Raw genomic sequence first — 16,073 nt, 5'->3', positions numbered from 1 at the left:
TCCCTGGGAGCAGGGAGGACGCTCCGGGCTTTCAGCGCCCCGCGAGCGGGTGCTCTTTCCAGTCCTTGCGTTCGCGGGCCGCCACCGGCTTCTTGGGTTTCCAATCCTCAAGGGCCGCTGTGACCTGATCCAGCCTGTCCCGGGCTTTTTCGTCGTTCAGTTCGGGTTCGAGCACATGTCGAAGCACGTGCAGGGCAAGCCTCGGTGGTACGGCATTGCCGATCTGCTGCGGTACGTCGTTGCCGGACCAGGGGTATGCGACGGGGAAGGTCTGCAGCACCCCTGCCTCGGCAGAGCTGAAGCGAGCGAGGTATTCGCCGCTGTCCTTCCGGACCACACGGTTCCGTGAGACTTTGCCGGTGACCGTGGCGGCAGGGGTGTCGTGATCGCGTCGGCCGCGCAACTTGGGGTCACCACCGGTCCCGTAGTTCGAGACGACGGTGAAATCAGGGCGGTCGTGAAGCTCCGGAGGCGGATTCAGCTTCAGGCGGTCCGCGACTTCTTTTGCCTTCTCAAGAGCTTTTCCCATGGACACCCAGTTATCTTTCGGGCTTCTTGTTCCGTCCTCCTCCGATGCGCCCGAGAAGAGGGTGTCCGCCTGCTCGGCTCTCGGCTGGTAGCGCATGTGGCTTTCGGGCACTTCTGGCAGGTGGCCGGGGTGGATCTTGTTCGCGATGGCGGTCGGATCGAAACGAGCCATCAGCACAGCGCGCCGTCGGGTCTGCGGAACGCCGAAGGCTTCGGTGTGCATCAGCTGTGTCCTGGTCTTGTAGCCGAGGGTGGCGAGTACCTTGGCGTACTCCTCCCACACGCGCATCACCGTGGGAACCTGTTCCAGGATGACGGCTTCGTAGGGCGTCGAGCCGGGGCGCTTGCTCCGCTCGATCACCCACCAGAGGGGTTGCAGGACCAATCCCGTCCGCTCGTCACCCAACTCCTCGAGTTCGTCCTTCAACTTGGCGAGCTCGTCGTTCAGGTCGCTGAGTTCCTTCAGCAATCCCTTGAGTTCGTAATCCTGGAACTCGAGCTTCTGCGGGTCCTTGAGTCCTTTCAGGATGTTCTTGGCCGCGTCGTCCGAGTTTCCGAGGTGAACCAGCCGTTTCCTTATGGCTCTGCGTTTCGTGGCTCTGATGTCCTCGACCTCGCGCTTGCGGGCCTTGACCTTTTCAGCTTTGCGTTCCTTGTGTCGAAGTTCTTCGGAGATCCTGTGCCAGGTTCGGAAGATTTCTTTCCAGTTCTGGTTCTCGACGCGCACGGCATCATGCAATTGCGCGATGTATTTCAGTACATCGTCCAACGCCCTGCGGCCGGCGCCGTGCCCGGCGACGGTGAAAGTCTGGCAAGGAGGTCCGCCAGTCAGCACTTGGGCGTGCGGGAAGAAGATCGCACGAAATTCACGGACATCGCCTTGGAAGGTGTCCAGCCCTGCCACGCAGCGGGTCTTGCATGCTTCTGGGTCCCATTCGATGCCGGTCACCTGGTGCCCCAGAACGTCTGCTGCCACATCCAACCCACCCGGACCTGCGAAGAGATCCACGATGCGGAAACCCGCAGGTGAGGGAGGTGCGTTTTTGATGTGGCTCATGGGCTTGAAGTGTAGCCGGCGTTCCGAGGTGTATAGGGCGCGTCTCCCTGTACTCGGCTCGGGGAACGCAGGGCGGTCGCGATGGCGACACCCAGCGCCTTGCCCACCGGTGGAGGAGTGGCGTGACCGATCTGCCGGTACCGGACCGTCTTTCGGCCCGTGACGCGCCACTCCGGAGGGAACGACTGCAGGAGGGCCGCCTGGTCCACTGTGATTTTCAGCATCTTCGCCGGGTCGTCCGAGCGCGGCCACACGTAATCAGGCCCCGGCACCTCGTCGCCCAGCGCGCCGGCGTTCACTCCCATCCGCGCCCAGGCCCGCTTGGTGCCTGACGGACCGAGATCCGCGCCACCACGTTTGTCCGAGCCTCCGACCAGAGTGGGGGCCACGGTCGACGCCTGAGACGCCCAGGCGTCCGCGTCACGCCACCCCCGGGCCCCCATCGACCGGCGCAGTGCCCGACCGACCGGGACATGCTCGTCCACCGTCGGCTCGGGCAGGGAAAAGGCGTGGAACCACTGTTCCCTGAGGGCCACGAGAACGCCCTGTCGGCGCTCTTGCGGCACGCCGAAGTCCGCCGCGTTCAGCACAAACCAGCAGAACCGGTAGCCGAGGTGCGTGAGTTCCTTCTGGACGAAGTCGCGGATGTCGGCGTACGCCGGTGACTCGACGAGGGCGGGCAAGTTCTCCAGCAACAGGGCCCGCGGCTGGATCGAGTGGACCAGATAGATCGTGGCCGTGAGGAGTCGCAGCTCCTGATCGCTGTCCGCACGTGCCACCGCGGCCGATGCTTTCACTCGTGGCAGGCCAGCCGACAGGAGATCCACGTCCAGGGTCTGCGGGTGCTCGTCCGGGAGGAAATCGACCAAGTCCTCGCAGACCACGTTCCAGTGCGGACGGTTGGCCAGGAGCGTCTCGCACGCCTGACGCTTGTTGTCGAGCAGGAGAACCGGTGAGAAACCCGCACTCTCCAACCCCGACGCCAACCCGCCCGCACCGGCACAGACGTCCACGAAATCGAGTCGATCACCCACTCGCTCCCCCTCAGCTCTTCCGGCGACCTTGCTCTCGCGCCCTCTGCTCCCGCAGGTCCCGGTCCCGCTTCTCCCGATCCACCGTCGCACGCACGGTCGCCGCGATCTCTTCCGCCGGCGTGTGCTCCCAGAACCGCAGCACTGTCCACCCCGCCGCCAGCAGGTGTTCGGTGGTCTCTCGGTCGCGAGCCATGTTCCGGTCCAGCTTGCTCCGCCACCACTCAGCGTTGGCCTTCGGCTGCGTGGCGTGCTGGGGGCAGCCGTGCCAGAAGCAGCCGTCGATGAGGACGGCGACCTTGGCCCGGGGGAAGGCCACGTCGATCCGTCGCCTGGGTATGCCCGGTACCGGGTACTCCACGCGATAGCGCAGCCCGGCCGCGTGCAGCAGCCGTCGTACGGCCAGCTCGGCCCCCGTGTTTTTGCTCGCCTGCCTGCTCATGCGGGCGGAGACGCCGGGAGAGGAAGGCGTCATGCTGTTCACTGTCGTCAGGCCTCACGCACGTAGGTCGTCACGCTCGATGATCGCAGCTTCCGCCCTGGTCGAGTCGATCGCACGGAACCGCACCAAGGGACGGTCGTCCTGCGCCGTCGACGGCGGTGCGACGAAGGCGAAGGCCATGACGAGGTCACGCGGATCGATCGAACCGTCGGACAGGATCCGGGGCTCGGATTCCACCAAGGGATAGAGCACCAACGCACCCCGACGCGGACGGACGTGTTGCTCGACAGCCGAGTTTCCGGTCAGGCCCGAGGCACCTGCCAGGCGCGTCACCGCGGCGACGTGCTTCGGGTCACGGATCGCGCCGAACAGCGAGCCGCGGCGGCGCTTACGGCGTGCGAGGGAGAAGGGACCGTGTCCTAGGATGCGGCCCTCGTTCCGGCGGGCGGACGTCTGCATCGGAGCGATCACGACCCAGTCGTCGATCGTGCCGGATTCCCGCCCGGCGTCCAGCAAGAATTCCAAGTGGGGTGAGAACTGCCCCGGGGCGGACCAGCGCAGGTCGCACAGCACCGCGAGCAGGTCTTGGTGCGACACCGTGCCCACCCGTGCGTCGTACTGCGGACCGCCGGCCACGCCGAGCGAGACGGGAGCGTGCGACAGAGCCCCGAGAACCGGTGCCCAGCACTCCGTGTTGTGGCGCAGGGCGTCAGGGTCCTCGGGATAGGCCGTGGGCTCCTCCCAGACTCCCGGCGATCGCACCTCCACCAGCTGCGCGTTGAACATCTTGTTCCGAGCCGACGGCTTCACCCACGGCAGGTGCTGGGCCACCAGCGGCGGGATCTGGGCAGGAGTGACCTGAGGGCGGCCGTTCACCATGGGGGCGTAGCGGGCCAGTTCGGTACGGAAGAGCTCCTCGTCGCGGCAGATCGCCTCGAAGGCCTCGTACAGGTCGACCGTCTTGGCGTTGCGGTTACGGCCGAGAGTCTCCTCCCGGCCGATGTAGAGGCGGACGAGGTCGCGGTACCCGGGCCGGAAACCGAACCACCGACCCATCTGCATCAAGGTGTCGGCCTGTTGCGTCGTGCGACGGTAGTACGTGATCGTCAGGCCCTCGACCGTGAAGCCACGGGACAGCTTCGTGCCGCCGACCAGGATCTTCCAGACGTTCGGGGTGCGATCGAAGTCCAGGTCGGGCTGGTTGTAGTCGCGTTCGCTGTCGCCGTTGACGACGATGACGGGGCCGCCGCCCTTGTTGATGAGGTGGCGTGCATCGGTGAGGTACGGCTTCAGTTCGTCGTACGTCGCGGGGGTGGGCAGGGTGGCTCCGTCCGCGTGGGGACGGAAGTCCTTCTCGAAGAGGGAGGCCAGGCGTGCGTGGCCCTCCGGGCGCGTGTACGCGGAGTTGTGCCACATGGTGTTGATGCGCAGGGCGAGCGCGGTGTGCTCGGCCATGCGGACCGATTCGTGCACGAGCATCGTGTGGTGCCGGAACGAGGCGGAGGGGACGCCGTGGGCGGCGCGGTAGCACTTCAGAGCGCCCGTGAGGACGAAGGCGTCCAGGGCTTCCTGAAGACGGTCGCCCGTGGAGTCGTAGATCCCGCGGACGTGCCTCTGCTCGGCCTCGCCCTCACCACCGTCGACACCGTCCAGGTCGTGGAAGTCCTGAACACCCATGTAACCGGTGGGGCGGGGGAGGGAGATCAGGAAGTCGCGCGGGAAGATGTCCTCCTCGTCGCCCGGGTCGATGAAGACGTTGGCGAAGGGAGTCGCGGTGTAGCCGACGTACTGGGCGCGCGGAAGCAGTCCCAGGAGCTGGGATATCAGGCCGTTGATGGCCGTGCGCTCAGTGCTTCCCCGTTCCCACTTCTTCGGGTCCGAGGTGTTCACGGAGGCCTGGTCGGACTCGTCGTCGATGACGAGGGTCGGCAGCTCTCCCAGGATCCCGTGGATCTGCTTGAGGTCCTTGACGAGCTTCGTGAGGACGGCCTTGTTCTTCTTCACCACGAGGATCCGCGCTGCGGCGTGGTGGAGGTTCGCCGGATCGTGCAGCGGGCGAGTGGGGACGCGCTTCTCGAACTCCAGCGCCCGGATGCCCTGGGCCAGGCTCTTGTAGTCGTTGTCGCGGGTGGTCAGGCGCTCGATGTCGAACGCGCCGAGTGTGGAGGGACGGCCACCGTGCTGTACGAACTTCGGCCAGTCCTCGTCGTCACCCACGTAGTCCACACCGACCAGGGAGTCCACGTCTGTGACGTCCGCGCCCCGCAGGATGTTCTCCTGGCCGATCAGCTCCATGTCGAGGCGCCGCTGGGTCTGGGCGCGCAGCAGGTTGAGGGTGCCCCCGAGGACGATGACGAGACGGTAACCGGCGTCGATGGCCTTCGCGGTCACGCCGGTGAAGTTCGCCGTCTTGCCGGACTGGACATAGCCGACGACCAGGCCCTTCGCTTGTCGGGCCGCCGGCTGTTCGGGATCGGTGAGGCGCTCGACGACCGCCCGACTCGCCTGGTCGAGGCCGGCGATGGCGGCCTCGGACCATCCCTTGTCGCGGAGCTTCTGCTCGTACGCCGTCCAGTAGAAGGACCTGGCCGCCGCACGTTCCGCGGTGTACCACGGGGTGAACTCCCGGGTGATCACCGTCGCACCGGGCACCTTCGCCACGGGTACGGCCTCGTCCAGGACCTTGCACAGTTCACTTCCGAACCGGAGCCGTTCGTACACCACGGCACGCCGCTCGTCGGTGCGTGCCGGGGAGTCCGCTCCCCACTGCGGGTTCTCCGCGAAGTCCCAGGCGGTCAGGTGGCGGTCCCACAGGGCGATCAGCGCGTCGTCACCGCTGATGAGCAGGGAGCGGAACAGCTCCTCGCTCAGGTCCGCGTCGGGGTGGGAGTCATCTGCGGCAAGCGCCGCCCAGCGTTCGAAGTGACGCGGCATGCTGCCCATCCCCGCCAACGCGGAGGTGTGGATGTCGAGGAGCACGCCGGACGGAGTGTTGGTCATCTCTTGTCCTCGGTCGGGAGCCGGAGTGGGCCAGGAGCGGGAGCGGTACCGGATCAGTCGGTTGCCTGTGCACGGCGGTCGCGGTGCGCGCCTGCCGCTGCCAGGAGGATGGTGTTCCAGTAGTCCACCCGGTCCTGGCGGCCACGCTCCCAGCGCCCGAGACCGAAGCAGTCCTCGAGCAGCAGGTACAGCAAGGTCTTCGTGACGGGGGCGTCGTTGCTTCCGCCGCGCCTCCCGTCGTTGAAGTCGCTGCGGAAGGCCTTGTTGAGGAGGACGGTGTTGTTCTCGCGGTCCAGATCGAAGAACTTGTCACCGGGAAGGGAGACCCAGGAGAATGCGATGAGCTCCTCACCCGGCTTCTCGGGCAGCTCCTCCTTGATGACCCGCTTGACCTTCGGGTCTATCCCCTTGCCCGGGAGCGTCACGGCCTTGCGGACGATCTCCGTGCGCTTCGCGCCCTCCCGGTAGGCGGCCTCGGCGTCGTTGAGGAACCCGTGGAAGGTGTTTCCGGAGGCGTCCACGGCTTTCTCGACGCCGAGCGTGAAGGCGGGTGTGACGGTCACGCTCTCCTTCTTCACGTCGAGGCTCAGGACACTGTTCTCGTGGGACGGAAGGTCGACGGCCACGCGAGCAAGAGTGAGGTGACCTTCAGGGTTGCGGAGACCGTTCCAGCCACCGGCCTGGACGAGGCGGTCGTTGCGGTAGAAGTAGAAGCCCTGACGGTCGGCGAGGGATCCGATCTGCCGGAAGCCGGCCTGCTTCGACTTGGCGGGCCAGATGTGTGCGGTCAGCTGCACGTCTCCCAGGCCCTCTACGGGAGCCGTGAACGTACGGGGGTAGCCCGCTTTCCCGGGCACCTTGTAACCGAAGGGGTCCAGCGCCTCGACAGCGATGTGGTCCACTTCCTCGCCGAGCCGGCCCTCGCCGCTGCTCACGTCCCACACGGCGATGTCGAGCTTGAGACCGTTCTGAAGGAACCGGTGCAGGTAGAGGCCGAGATGCGTTTCCAGACGCGCGATCGCCTTTGACAAATAGTGGTCGCTCTGGCCGGTCGTCACCGTCTCGAAGGCCCGCACCTGGTCCCAGCGCACGATCGTGCCGTGCCACTCGATGATGCCGTCGTACCGGTCCACGAGTTCCTGTGCGTAGCGAGAGTCGACGGTGTCACAGCGGAAGCCGTCCTCGATGCCCTCCGCGGTGAGACGGCGACCTGCGGCACGGCTGCGCTTGGTACGGCTGACCACGGTCAGCGACGACGCGTGGGACAGTGAAGCGGCCTTCAGGCCTGTGCCGTACATGCCGAGGGCGCTCTCGCCGTAGTCCCGGCGCCGTCCCACCGTCATGGCGGCGTCCAGGCCTGCATCGTCCATGCCCTTGCCGTTGTCGATGATCAGGAGGGTGAGGATGCGCTTGGCGTCGCGCAGGAAGTGCACGACGATCTCGTCAGCGCCGGCGTCGATGGAGTTGTCGATCAGGTCGGCGATGGCGACCTCGAAGCCGTAGCCCTGGTTGGTCAGAGCCTTGCCGTAGCCGGCGTCCGGGGGCAGGTGGGTGCTGCCGGTCGTGGGGACCTCGTACTGCCAGACGGTGCCGGGCTCGTAGGCCATTGCGCTTCCTCGTATACACAGGTCCGGGCCTGCTCAGCGCGTGACGGCCCTCCGGGTCGGTTGGTCTGTGTGACCGTACTGCAAAGGTCGGACATAGAGGTGGTTGGGCTGTGAGGTAGGAGCATTGATCCCAAATGTCCCGATAGGCAATGTCGTGACTCGCGGACGGGAAGGCGAACCTCCTCGCGTATATCGGACGAGTGTGCTGCGTCTCGCAAGAGGGCTGGGCACAAGCTGCTTCATGCTGCAGAGCATGACGGCCAGGCGTGGCAGCAGTGGGACGGTGCCTGTCAGCTGTTCACCTGGTTGCCCTGTTTCCTCGGTGCGGACGAGAAGCAGCGGAGAGCCGGGGCCTGGATGTGTCGCCCGGAGCCCTCACAGGAACGCCCCCACCCCCATCGCCACCCCGAACAGCACGAAGAAGATCCCCCACGTCGTGTTGGCCGTCGCCGAGTACGAGACGTTGCCCGGGCGGCCGTCCTTGGTGTGGACGACCACCACCCGGCGCGGGTCCCCCGGGTCGTAGCGCAGGACGACCGGGATGCCCCGGTGCAGGAGGTGGGACTCGTGGTTGAGGGGGGCGCGGCGGTAGGTCTGGGTGGCGGGGGCGTCGGGACGGTCGACGGGCGGGGCCTTGTAGCGGACCTGAGGGGGGTGGACGGTGGTCCCCTCGCGGCGGGCGCCGCGCGCCACCTCCCCCCGGGTGCGCACGCCCCGGACGCCGAGGCGGCCCAGGGCGCGGCGCTGGCCCCGGGCGAGGCGCAGGACCTTGACGCCCAGGGCCACCGCGCCCGCGGCCGTGATGAGTGTGATCGTGAGCCACGGCTGGTCCACGTGGCCTCCTCCCCCTGGAGCCGACGTCAGCTGTCCATGGGGACGGACGCGGCCCGCGGGCCGGTTCCACGGCGCTCTCCGCGGGGAGGGCGTGCCCTGTCCCGCGCGCCGTTCCTCCGGTGCTCGCGGAGGAGCGGCCGGCCGGGCGGGTGGGGCGCGGGGGGAAGGGCGCCCGCGGTTCCCCGGGGCGGGGACGTCGATCTCGAGCCGGTGGGGGACCCGTTGAGGATGTCCGCGGCTGCGCCGGGGGCGGTCCGCCGGCGGTGGGCGCCGCCCTGCCGCCGGATTCTGGCGTGATGGAGTGGACCGTGCCGGCGAAGTGCGGTAGACACCCTCCCGTGGATCAGGGATGGGCGGCGCTCCTCGGCGCGACGGTCGGCGTGGCGGGCACCGTGCTCGCATCGGCGATCACGGGGTGGTCGGCCCGGCAGCAGGTGCGGGCGCAGGCCAGGGCCGAGCACGCGCACTGGCGGAGACAGGTGCGGCGCGATGCGTACGGTGCCTTCCTCGCGCCGGCGAGTGAGGCGCAGCAGGCGCTGAAGACGGCCGGGCGCGCGTTCGTGGGGGAGCCGGACGTCGAGGAGATCGACCGCAGACTGCAGCAGGCGCAGGAACAACTGGCGTTGGCGCAGGCGGCCTGGGCGAACCTCGCGGTCGAGGGGCCGGAGCCGGTGGAGCAGGCGGCCCGGAGCGTCTACACGACGCTCAAGTCGATGCAGACGACCCTCCTCGCCCTGCGGGACTCCCCGGCGGACGCCCCGGACGACGGCGTCCGCCTCGTGGAACGCCACGCCGTCGAGGTGGCCCGGCTCTCGGAGCGCATCGGCGAGTTCACCGCCGCGGCGCGTTCGGCCCTGGACGACATCGGGGGCTGAGTCCGGGAGGGAGCGGGGGGCCCGTCTGCGACCTCCGGCGGAGTGGTGATGTCGTCCGGGCGGCGGAGGCGGGGGCCGCCGGCGGCGCGTGGAACGAGGGGGTGCGGCCGGGGCGGTCCGGCTGTGCCCCGGGCGGGGCGGGGCTGGTTCGTCGGGGGGGGGCGTCGGGGCTGCCCGGAACGGGAGCGACAGCGTCCATTTAAGTTGCGCACAATTTAGTTGCGTACAACTAAATTGTGCAGTACGTTTCTCTCCGTGCTCGACCCCGCACCCACGCGAAAGGCAGCGACCACCATGCCGTTCATCACCGTCGGCCAGGAGAACTCCGCCCCCATCGACCTCTACTACGAGGACCACGGCACCGGGCAGCCGGTCGTGCTGATCCACGGCTACCCGCTCGACGGCCACTCCTGGGAGAAGCAGGCCGCGGCCCTGCTGGAGGCCGGCTACCGCGTCATCACCTACGACCGGCGCGGTTTCGGCCGGTCCAGCCGGCCCACCACCGGCTACGACTACGACACCTTCGCCGCCGACCTGAACACCGTCCTGGAGACCCTCGACCTCCACGACGCCGTCCTCGTCGGCTTCTCCATGGGCACCGGCGAAGTCGGCCGCTACCTGGGCACCTACGGCTCCGCCCGCATCGCCAAGGCCGCCTTCCTCGCCTCGCTGGAGCCGTTCCTGCTCAAGACCGACGACAACCCCGAGGGGGTCGAAGGGAGCGTCTTCGAGGGCATCGAGCAGGCCGTCGCCGCCGACCGGTACGCCTACTTCACCGCGTTCTACCGGGACTTCTACAACCTGGACGAGAACCTCGGCACCCGCATCAGCGAGGAGGCCGTCCGCAACAGCTGGAACGTCGCCGCCGGCGCCTCCTGGTACGCCTCGCTGGCCTGCGTGTCGACCTGGACCACCGACTTCCGCGCCGACATCCCCAAGATCGACGTGCCGGCGCTGATCCTGCACGGCACCGCCGACCGCATCCTGCCGATCGAGTCCACCGGGGAGCCGTTCCGCCGGGCGCTCCCGCAGGCCGAGTACGTCGTGATCGAGGGCGCCCCGCACGGCCTGCTGTGGACCCACGCCCGGGAGGTCACCGACGCCCTGCTCGCCTTCCTGGCCAAGTAGCCGTACTGAACGGCTCCTCGAGGCCGGTCCGTGCGCCCCCGCCGCTGCCGGCGGGGGCGCACGGCCGGGCCCGCGTCACGTCACGCGGTCCCGTGGCACTCCCCGTACGGGCGGCCCGACCCGCACCAGCACTGCGCGCCCCGCTCCGGCGGCCAGGCGACCGCCCGGCCCCGGGCCGCCAGCGTCGTCGCGTACTGCGGCAGCAGCGTCGCGTCGCCGGGCGTCGCCCCCTCCGACGCCGCGAAGGCCTCGTACGACGGGACCGTGCCCGTGACGACGCCCAGGTTCGGCGTGCCCGACGCCGCCAGCTCCCGCAGGGCCCCCTCCACGGCCGCGAGGTGCTCCCCGTAGGACGGGTACTCCTGCGTCAGGGACGGGTACGCCTGGGTCAGTTCCGCCAGTTCGTCCGCCGGCCAGTGGAGGATCGCCACCGGGAAGGGGCGGGACAGGGCCTCCCGGTACGCGCCCAGCTCCGCCCGCAGCCGCGTGATCTCCGCCTGGAGCTCCACCGGGTTCTCCGAGCCCAGGGACCACACCCGCTTGGGGTCGTGGAGCTCGTCCAGGGTGATCGGGAGGGTGTGGACGGAGTCGGCCAGGGCGTCCCACTCGTCGTGCGCCGCGCCGAGCATCCTGCGGACGCGGTGGCGGCCGAAGAGGAGCGGGTGGGTGGCGCGCGGGGGTTCCCCGGCACCGGTCAGGAGGAGGCGGACCGCCTCCGTGAACGTCTCGTGTGCCTGCTCCAGCTCGTCGTGGGCCTCCAGGGCCTCCGCGACGATCACCCAGGGGGCCGCGTCGCGCGGGGACGCCGTGCGGATGCCGTCGATGATCGCGCGGGCCTCCGCCTCGTGGCCGTACTCCCAGAGGTTCGAGGCCTTCAGGGCGCGGACCAGGAAGGGGGCGTCCAGCGGGGTGCCGGAGGACAGCAGGCGGTCGTAGAGGGCGGTCGCGGCGGGGCGGTCGCCGGAGAGTTCGCGGTGGGCGGCGGCCCGCAGCAGCAGGGCCTCGGCGTCCTCGGGGTAGAGGTCGGCGGTCCGCTCCAGGCGGGCGGCCTCGGTGGTGTGGTCGACGTTTTCGGCAGGCGTGTCGGGGCGCATGGGGGACACCGTACTGCCGGTGGCTGACAGAAGGTGAGGGAGCACGGGAGCGGGCGGGCCGCCTCACGCCCGTTCCCGCAGGCCCACGACCGCCACCGCCGCCACCAGTGCCAGGACCGCGGAGACCACCATCGCGATGTCCGTGCCCCGGGCCGGTCCGCCGCTCGAGGAGGTCGCGACGGCGATGGTCAGGGCGACGCCGGCGCAGGAGCCGACGTAGCGGAAGGTCTGCTGGGCGCCGGAGCCCATCGCGGCCCGGGCCGGCGGGACCGATTCGACGGCGAGCAGCGGGAGCGCCGCGTTGAGCAGGCCGCTGCCGACCCCGGCGACGAGCATGCCCGGGACGAAGCGGGCCGCGGAGCCCGCGCCGACCGCGCCCAGCATCGTCAGGACGCCGGCCGCGTGCAGGACGAAGGCGATCGCCAGCTGGACGCGGGTGGGGACGCGGCCGGCCAGGCGGCGGGCCTGGAGGGCGACGACGAAGGCGAGGCCCGCCCACAGCAGGGTCAGCCATGCCGTGTCCATCGCGGACATGCCGAGGCTGCGCTGGAGCACCGCCGGCAGGAAGCTGAACAGGCCGATCACCGACAGACCCGTGAACAGGCCGCCGACGGAGGAGGCGAGGAAGCCGGGGCGGCGGAGCAGGGACAGGTCGATCATGGGGGTGCCCGTGCGGCGCTCCACCGCGGCGAACACGGCCAGGAGCGCGACGGCCGCCGCGAGCAGCAGCCACACCGGTGTGCGCAGCCAGCCGTCCCGGCCCAGGGTGAGGGCCGCGACCAGGCAGACGAGGGCCAGGCCGAAGGTGACGGCCCCGGCGAAGTCCGGCCGGCCTCCGCGCGGGGAGCGCGACTCGGTGAGCGCGCGGCTGCCGAGGACGGCGGCGATCAGTGCGGCGGCGCCCAGGACGCCGTACACCGCGCGCCAGTCGGGTATCCCCGCGGCGAGCAGCGGGCCCACCGCGATGCCGCCGGTGACGAACGCGCCCCACACCCCCGTCGCCCGCAGCCGGCCGGCCGGTGTCGGGAAGGCGTGCACGATCAGGCCGAGGCTGCTGGCCAGCAGTGCCGCGCTGGCCGCGCCCTGGGCGACACGGGCCAGGGTGAACAGCCAGGTGGTGGTGGCGAGGGCGCCCAGTGCGGTGGTGACGCCGAGGGCGAGCGTGCCGGAGACGAAGATCCGGCGGCGGCCGTGGTCGTCGGCGAGGCTGCCGGCGACCAGGAGCAGGGCGGCGAGGCCCAGCGGGGTGCCGTTGAGCAGCCAGGCCTGGGCGGACAGCGGGGTGTGCAGGGCGGCCGCGGTGTCGGGGAGCGTGACGATCGGCGCGGTGTACGTCATCAGCGCCACGGCGGTGGCGGCGCTGGTCAGGGCGAGGGTGGCGCCGGGGCGCGGGGGCGGGTCCTGGCGGGGGGCGGGGGTGTCCGGCCGTACGGCCGCGGGGGCGTCGGTCCGCGTGGTCGCGGGGGAGGAGTCGGTGCCGGTCATGTCGGTCGGGGTCCTCTGCGGGATCGGCTCGCCGGGGGCGAAGGCTTCCGGAACGAGTGAGTTCGTTCATTGAACCTGGCTGGGCGGCCCACCGTAGCATCCTGGGTTCGGTCATTGAACCAAGGGTGCGAAAAGTGGTTACAGTGGACGACATGGCACTGGGCAAGGACTACGCGACGCAGGAGTGCTCGATCGCGAGCGCCCTCGAGGTCATCGGGGAACGCTGGACGCTGCTCGTCATCCGCGACGCGTTCTACGGCGTGCGGCGCTACAACGACTTCCTCGTCCACCTGGGCATCCCGCGCGCGGTCCTCGCCGCCCGCCTGCGGACGCTGACCGCGCAGGGGATCCTGGAGAAGCGCCGGTACCAGCAGTCGCCGCCGCGGGACGAGTACGTCCTCACCGACCGCGGGACCGCGCTGTGGCCCACCCTGCGGGCGCTCGGGCTGTGGGGGCGCGAGCACATCACACGGGTCCGGTTGCGCGTCTTCCGGCACGCCGACTGCGGCACCGAACTCGGCCCGTACGGCGAGTGCCCGGCCTGCGGAACCATCGTGCCCGTGCCGGACGTTGAGGTGTTGCCGGGACCCGGACTCGATCCGGACCCGGCGGATCCGGTCAGCCGGGCCCTGCTCAAGCCGAAGCGGCTGCTGCAGCCCGTCGAGATCGATCCGGCCTGAGAAGGCGGAGGAGGACAGAGGAGACGAGCGGGGGAGGGGGCGAGCGATGCGCGGACGGACGGTCCGGCTCGTCGCCGTGCTCCTGCCCCTCGTCCAGGTCGTCCTGCTGCTGACGCCCGCCGCCGGCGGGCTCTCCGTGGCCGACGTCGCGCTCGCCGCGACCGCCGCGGCCGGTGCCGCGTTCGCCGCCTGCGCGCTCGTCCTCGCCCGCTGCGCGCCCGCCGTCCCGCCCACCCGGGTGCGCACGGCCATGCGCGACCGTGACCGGCGTACGGCCTTCCTGCCCCAGCGCGACCCCGACGCCAGGGGGCGCACCAGACCCCGGGCCCCGGGGCACGCCCTCCCGGCGACCGCCGCGTAGGGCACCTCCCGTACGTTCACCACGCCCCGCTGCGGGTCGTCATGCCGCCGTTCCGCACCTACTTCCGGCACGACGAGACCCCCGGAGGGCTCACCCATGTCCGTCTTCGCCAGCCTGGTCGAGCACCTGGCCGACCTGCTCCAGCCGCTGTTCGGCGCATCCGCGGCGGCCGCCGCGATCGTCCTGTTCACCGCGCTCGTACGGCTCCTCGTCCACCCCCTGTCCCGGGCCGCCGCGCGCGGCCAGCGGGCCCGGGCCGCGCTCCAGCCGAAGATCGCCGAGTTGCGCCGCAGGCACGGCGGGAACCCCGAGAAGCTCCAGAGGGCCGTGCTGGACCTGCACGCGCGGGAGAAGGTGTCGCCGCTGTCCGGGTGCCTGCCGAGCCTGCTCCAGCTGCCGGCGTTCTTCCTGCTGTACCACCTGTTCTCCAGCGGGACGGTCGGCGGCCGCCCCAACGGACTGCTCGGGCACGAGCTGTTCGCCGCGCCGCTGGGCGGGCGGTGGGCCGACGCGCTGCGCGCGGGCGGACCGTTCGGGGAGGCCGGACTCGTCTACGCCGGGCTGTTCGCGCTCGTCGCGGTCGTGGCCGTCTTCAGCTACCGGCTGACGAAGCGGACGATGGCCGCGCACCCGCCCCTGACGGCGGGCGGCGACGGCGGGGAGCGGGTGCCGGGAACGGCCGCGATGACCAGGGCGATGCCCTTCATGCCCTTCCTGACGCTGATCACCGTGGCCGTGGTGCCGCTGGCCGCCGCGCTGTACGTGGTCACCAGCACGACGTGGAGCGTGGTGGAGCGGGCCGTCCTGTACCGGTGACGGCCCGGGACCGCACCGTGCGCGGGCCCGCCGGTGCGGTCCAGCACGTGAACGGGGTATTGCACGGCGGACGTTCGCCTTGGAGGATCGACCAGTCCTCCGATGGCTGCGCGTGCTCGCCGCACCCGGGCCGTGCGCATCGGCGGGCCCGCGATCGAGGGAGACGTGATCATGAAGCTGCTGCGAGTCGGTACGGCGGGACGGGAGCGGCCCGCGCTGCTCGACGCCGACGGGGTCCTGCGGGACCTCTCGGGTCTCGTCGCGGACATCGACGGGGCGCTGCTCGCCGACGAGGCGGCACTCGGCCGGATCCGGGCCGCCGCCGACACCGGTGAACTGCTCGCGCTGGACGGGACGGGGCTGCGGATCGGGCCGCCGCTGGCACGGATCGGCAAGATCGTCTGCATCGGCCTCAACTACCACGACCACGCGCGCGAGACGGGCGCCGAGCCGCCCGCCGAACCGGTGGTCTTCTTCAAGGCGGCGGACACCGTCGTCGGCCCGGACGACACGGTGCTGGTGCCGCGCGGGTCGGTCAAGACCGACTGGGAGGTCGAACTGGCCGTCGTCATCGGGCGCACGGCGCGGTACCTGGAGTCGGCGCGGGAGGGGCTCGCGCACGTCGCCGGGTACGCCGTCGCGCACGACGTCTCCGAGCGGGAGTTCCAGATCGAGCGGGGCGGCACCTGGGACAAGGGCAAGAACTGCGAGACCTTCAACCCGCTCGGACCGTGGCTGGTCACCGCCGACGAGATCGCCGACCCGCAGGACCTGTCCCTGCGGCTCTGGGTCAACGGCGAGCTCAGGCAGGACGGCACCACCGCCGAGCAGATCTTCCCGGTGGGCGAAGTCGTGCGCTACGTCAGCCAGTTCATGACGCTGTACCCGGGGGACGTCATCAACACCGGTACGCCGGCCGGGGTGGCGCTGGGACAGCCGGAGCCGAAGCCGTTCCTGCGCGCCGGGGACGTGGTGGAGCTGGAGATCGACGGACTCGGGCGGCAGCGGCAGGAGTTCAAGGACGCGTAGCGCTCCGCCGGGTGGGCGGGGCGGCCGCGGGGCGCCGCCGGCCGCGGACCGCCCGCGGCCGGCCGCGCCCGTGCGGCGGGGCCGCACGGGGACGCGGCCCGCGCCC

Annotated in this window: 14 protein-coding genes; 6 read left to right on the top strand and 8 right to left on the bottom strand. The window is 70.5% G+C overall.

The annotated features are described in order from the left end of the window. Positions 1–31 precede the first annotated feature (31 nt). From GL259_RS15530 to GL259_RS15505, 6 genes are all read right to left on the bottom strand, one after another. The gene (locus GL259_RS15530; protein ID WP_159533180.1) at positions 32–1,585 is read right to left on the bottom strand and encodes a DNA cytosine methyltransferase; all 1,554 of its coding nucleotides are present in this window, start codon (positions 1,583–1,585) and stop codon (positions 32–34) included. After that, a complete protein-coding gene (locus GL259_RS15525) occupies positions 1,582–2,619 on the bottom strand; it encodes a DNA cytosine methyltransferase (RefSeq protein ID WP_159533178.1) in 1,038 nt (345 codons plus the stop codon). The genes GL259_RS15530 and GL259_RS15525 overlap by 4 nt, the downstream gene beginning before the upstream one ends. Positions 2,620–2,629: 10 nt before the next feature. Then, a complete protein-coding gene (locus tag GL259_RS15520; RefSeq protein ID WP_159538673.1) occupies positions 2,630–3,058 on the bottom strand; it encodes a very short patch repair endonuclease in 429 nt (142 codons plus the stop codon). A 54-nt stretch (positions 3,059–3,112) separates the two neighbouring features. Then, a complete protein-coding gene (locus tag GL259_RS15515) occupies positions 3,113–6,058 on the bottom strand; it encodes a Z1 domain-containing protein (protein WP_159533176.1) in 2,946 nt (981 codons plus the stop codon). Between the two features lie 53 nt (positions 6,059–6,111). After that, positions 6,112–7,665 (bottom strand): ATP-binding protein, encoded by a 1,554-nt coding sequence (locus tag GL259_RS15510; RefSeq protein WP_159533174.1) that lies wholly within the window; start codon positions 7,663–7,665, stop codon positions 6,112–6,114. Positions 7,666–8,040: 375 nt separating this feature from the next. Further along, the gene (locus GL259_RS15505; RefSeq protein WP_159533172.1) at positions 8,041–8,499 is read right to left on the bottom strand and encodes a DUF3592 domain-containing protein; all 459 of its coding nucleotides are present in this window, start codon (positions 8,497–8,499) and stop codon (positions 8,041–8,043) included. 338 nt (positions 8,500–8,837) lie between these two features. Here GL259_RS15505 and GL259_RS15500 point away from each other — a divergent pair, with 338 nt between their 5' ends. Both GL259_RS15500 and GL259_RS15495 read left to right on the top strand, forming a co-directional pair. Beyond that, positions 8,838–9,374, top strand: coding sequence for a hypothetical protein (locus GL259_RS15500; protein ID WP_159533170.1), 537 nt, complete (start codon positions 8,838–8,840; stop codon positions 9,372–9,374). A 294-nt stretch (positions 9,375–9,668) separates the two neighbouring features. Next, a complete protein-coding gene (locus GL259_RS15495; RefSeq protein WP_159538671.1) occupies positions 9,669–10,502 on the top strand; it encodes an alpha/beta hydrolase in 834 nt (277 codons plus the stop codon). Between the two features lie 80 nt (positions 10,503–10,582). Here GL259_RS15495 and GL259_RS15490 read toward each other — a convergent pair whose 3' ends face one another. Together GL259_RS15490 and GL259_RS15485 are read right to left on the bottom strand one after the other, a co-directional pair. Then, on the bottom strand, positions 10,583–11,596 hold the full coding sequence (locus tag GL259_RS15490) for an SEC-C domain-containing protein (RefSeq protein WP_159533168.1): 1,014 nt from the start codon (positions 11,594–11,596) through the stop codon (positions 10,583–10,585). A gap of 63 nt (positions 11,597–11,659) precedes the next feature. After that, positions 11,660–13,081, bottom strand: coding sequence for an MFS transporter (locus GL259_RS15485; protein ID WP_159533166.1), 1,422 nt, complete (start codon positions 13,079–13,081; stop codon positions 11,660–11,662). A 143-nt stretch (positions 13,082–13,224) separates the two neighbouring features. On the opposite strand from GL259_RS15485, the gene GL259_RS15480 reads away from it, so the two are divergent. The 4 genes from GL259_RS15480 to GL259_RS15465 all read left to right on the top strand — a co-directional run bounded on the left by GL259_RS15480 (position 13,225) and on the right by GL259_RS15465 (position 15,967). Beyond that, positions 13,225–13,761, top strand: a complete 537-nt coding sequence (locus GL259_RS15480) for a helix-turn-helix domain-containing protein (protein ID WP_159533164.1) — start codon at positions 13,225–13,227, stop codon at positions 13,759–13,761. Between the two features lie 46 nt (positions 13,762–13,807). After that, a complete protein-coding gene (locus tag GL259_RS15475) occupies positions 13,808–14,122 on the top strand; it encodes a DUF6412 domain-containing protein (protein WP_159533162.1) in 315 nt (104 codons plus the stop codon). 96 nt (positions 14,123–14,218) lie between these two features. Then, positions 14,219–14,938, top strand: coding sequence for a membrane protein insertase YidC (yidC, locus tag GL259_RS15470; protein WP_159533160.1), 720 nt, complete (start codon positions 14,219–14,221; stop codon positions 14,936–14,938). Positions 14,939–15,109: 171 nt separating this feature from the next. Further along, positions 15,110–15,967 carry a fumarylacetoacetate hydrolase family protein gene (locus GL259_RS15465; RefSeq protein ID WP_159538669.1) on the top strand — a complete coding sequence of 286 codons (858 nt, stop codon included), beginning with the start codon at positions 15,110–15,112 and terminating at the stop codon, positions 15,965–15,967. Positions 15,968–16,073: the final 106 nt, after the last annotated feature.

Source organism: Streptomyces sp. Tu 3180, assembly GCF_009852415.1.
GTDB lineage: Bacteria > Actinomycetota > Actinomycetes > Streptomycetales > Streptomycetaceae > Streptomyces.
The sequence above is the reverse complement of the archived record's forward strand: the minus strand, read 5'-3'. Positions and strand labels throughout refer to the sequence as shown.

Bases quoted from the DNA above. Each gene is read 5' to 3' on its own strand.
- GL259_RS15495 (WP_159538671.1), top strand. From the start codon at position 9,669: ATGCCGTTCATCACCGTCGGCCAGGAGAACTCCGCCCCCATCGACCTC.
- GL259_RS15490 (WP_159533168.1), bottom strand. From the start codon at position 11,596: ATGCGCCCCGACACGCCTGCCGAAAACGTCGACCACACCACCGAGGCC.
- GL259_RS15485 (WP_159533166.1), bottom strand. From the start codon at position 13,081: ATGACCGGCACCGACTCCTCCCCCGCGACCACGCGGACCGACGCCCCC.
- GL259_RS15465 (WP_159538669.1), top strand. From the start codon at position 15,110: ATGAAGCTGCTGCGAGTCGGTACGGCGGGACGGGAGCGGCCCGCGCTG.
- GL259_RS15530 (WP_159533180.1), bottom strand. From the start codon at position 1,585: ATGAGCCACATCAAAAACGCACCTCCCTCACCTGCGGGTTTCCGCATC.
- GL259_RS15510 (WP_159533174.1), bottom strand. From the start codon at position 7,665: ATGGCCTACGAGCCCGGCACCGTCTGGCAGTACGAGGTCCCCACGACC.
- yidC (WP_159533160.1), top strand. From the start codon at position 14,219: ATGTCCGTCTTCGCCAGCCTGGTCGAGCACCTGGCCGACCTGCTCCAG.
- GL259_RS15520 (WP_159538673.1), bottom strand. From the start codon at position 3,058: ATGAGCAGGCAGGCGAGCAAAAACACGGGGGCCGAGCTGGCCGTACGA.
- GL259_RS15515 (WP_159533176.1), bottom strand. From the start codon at position 6,058: ATGACCAACACTCCGTCCGGCGTGCTCCTCGACATCCACACCTCCGCG.
- GL259_RS15475 (WP_159533162.1), top strand. From the start codon at position 13,808: ATGCGCGGACGGACGGTCCGGCTCGTCGCCGTGCTCCTGCCCCTCGTC.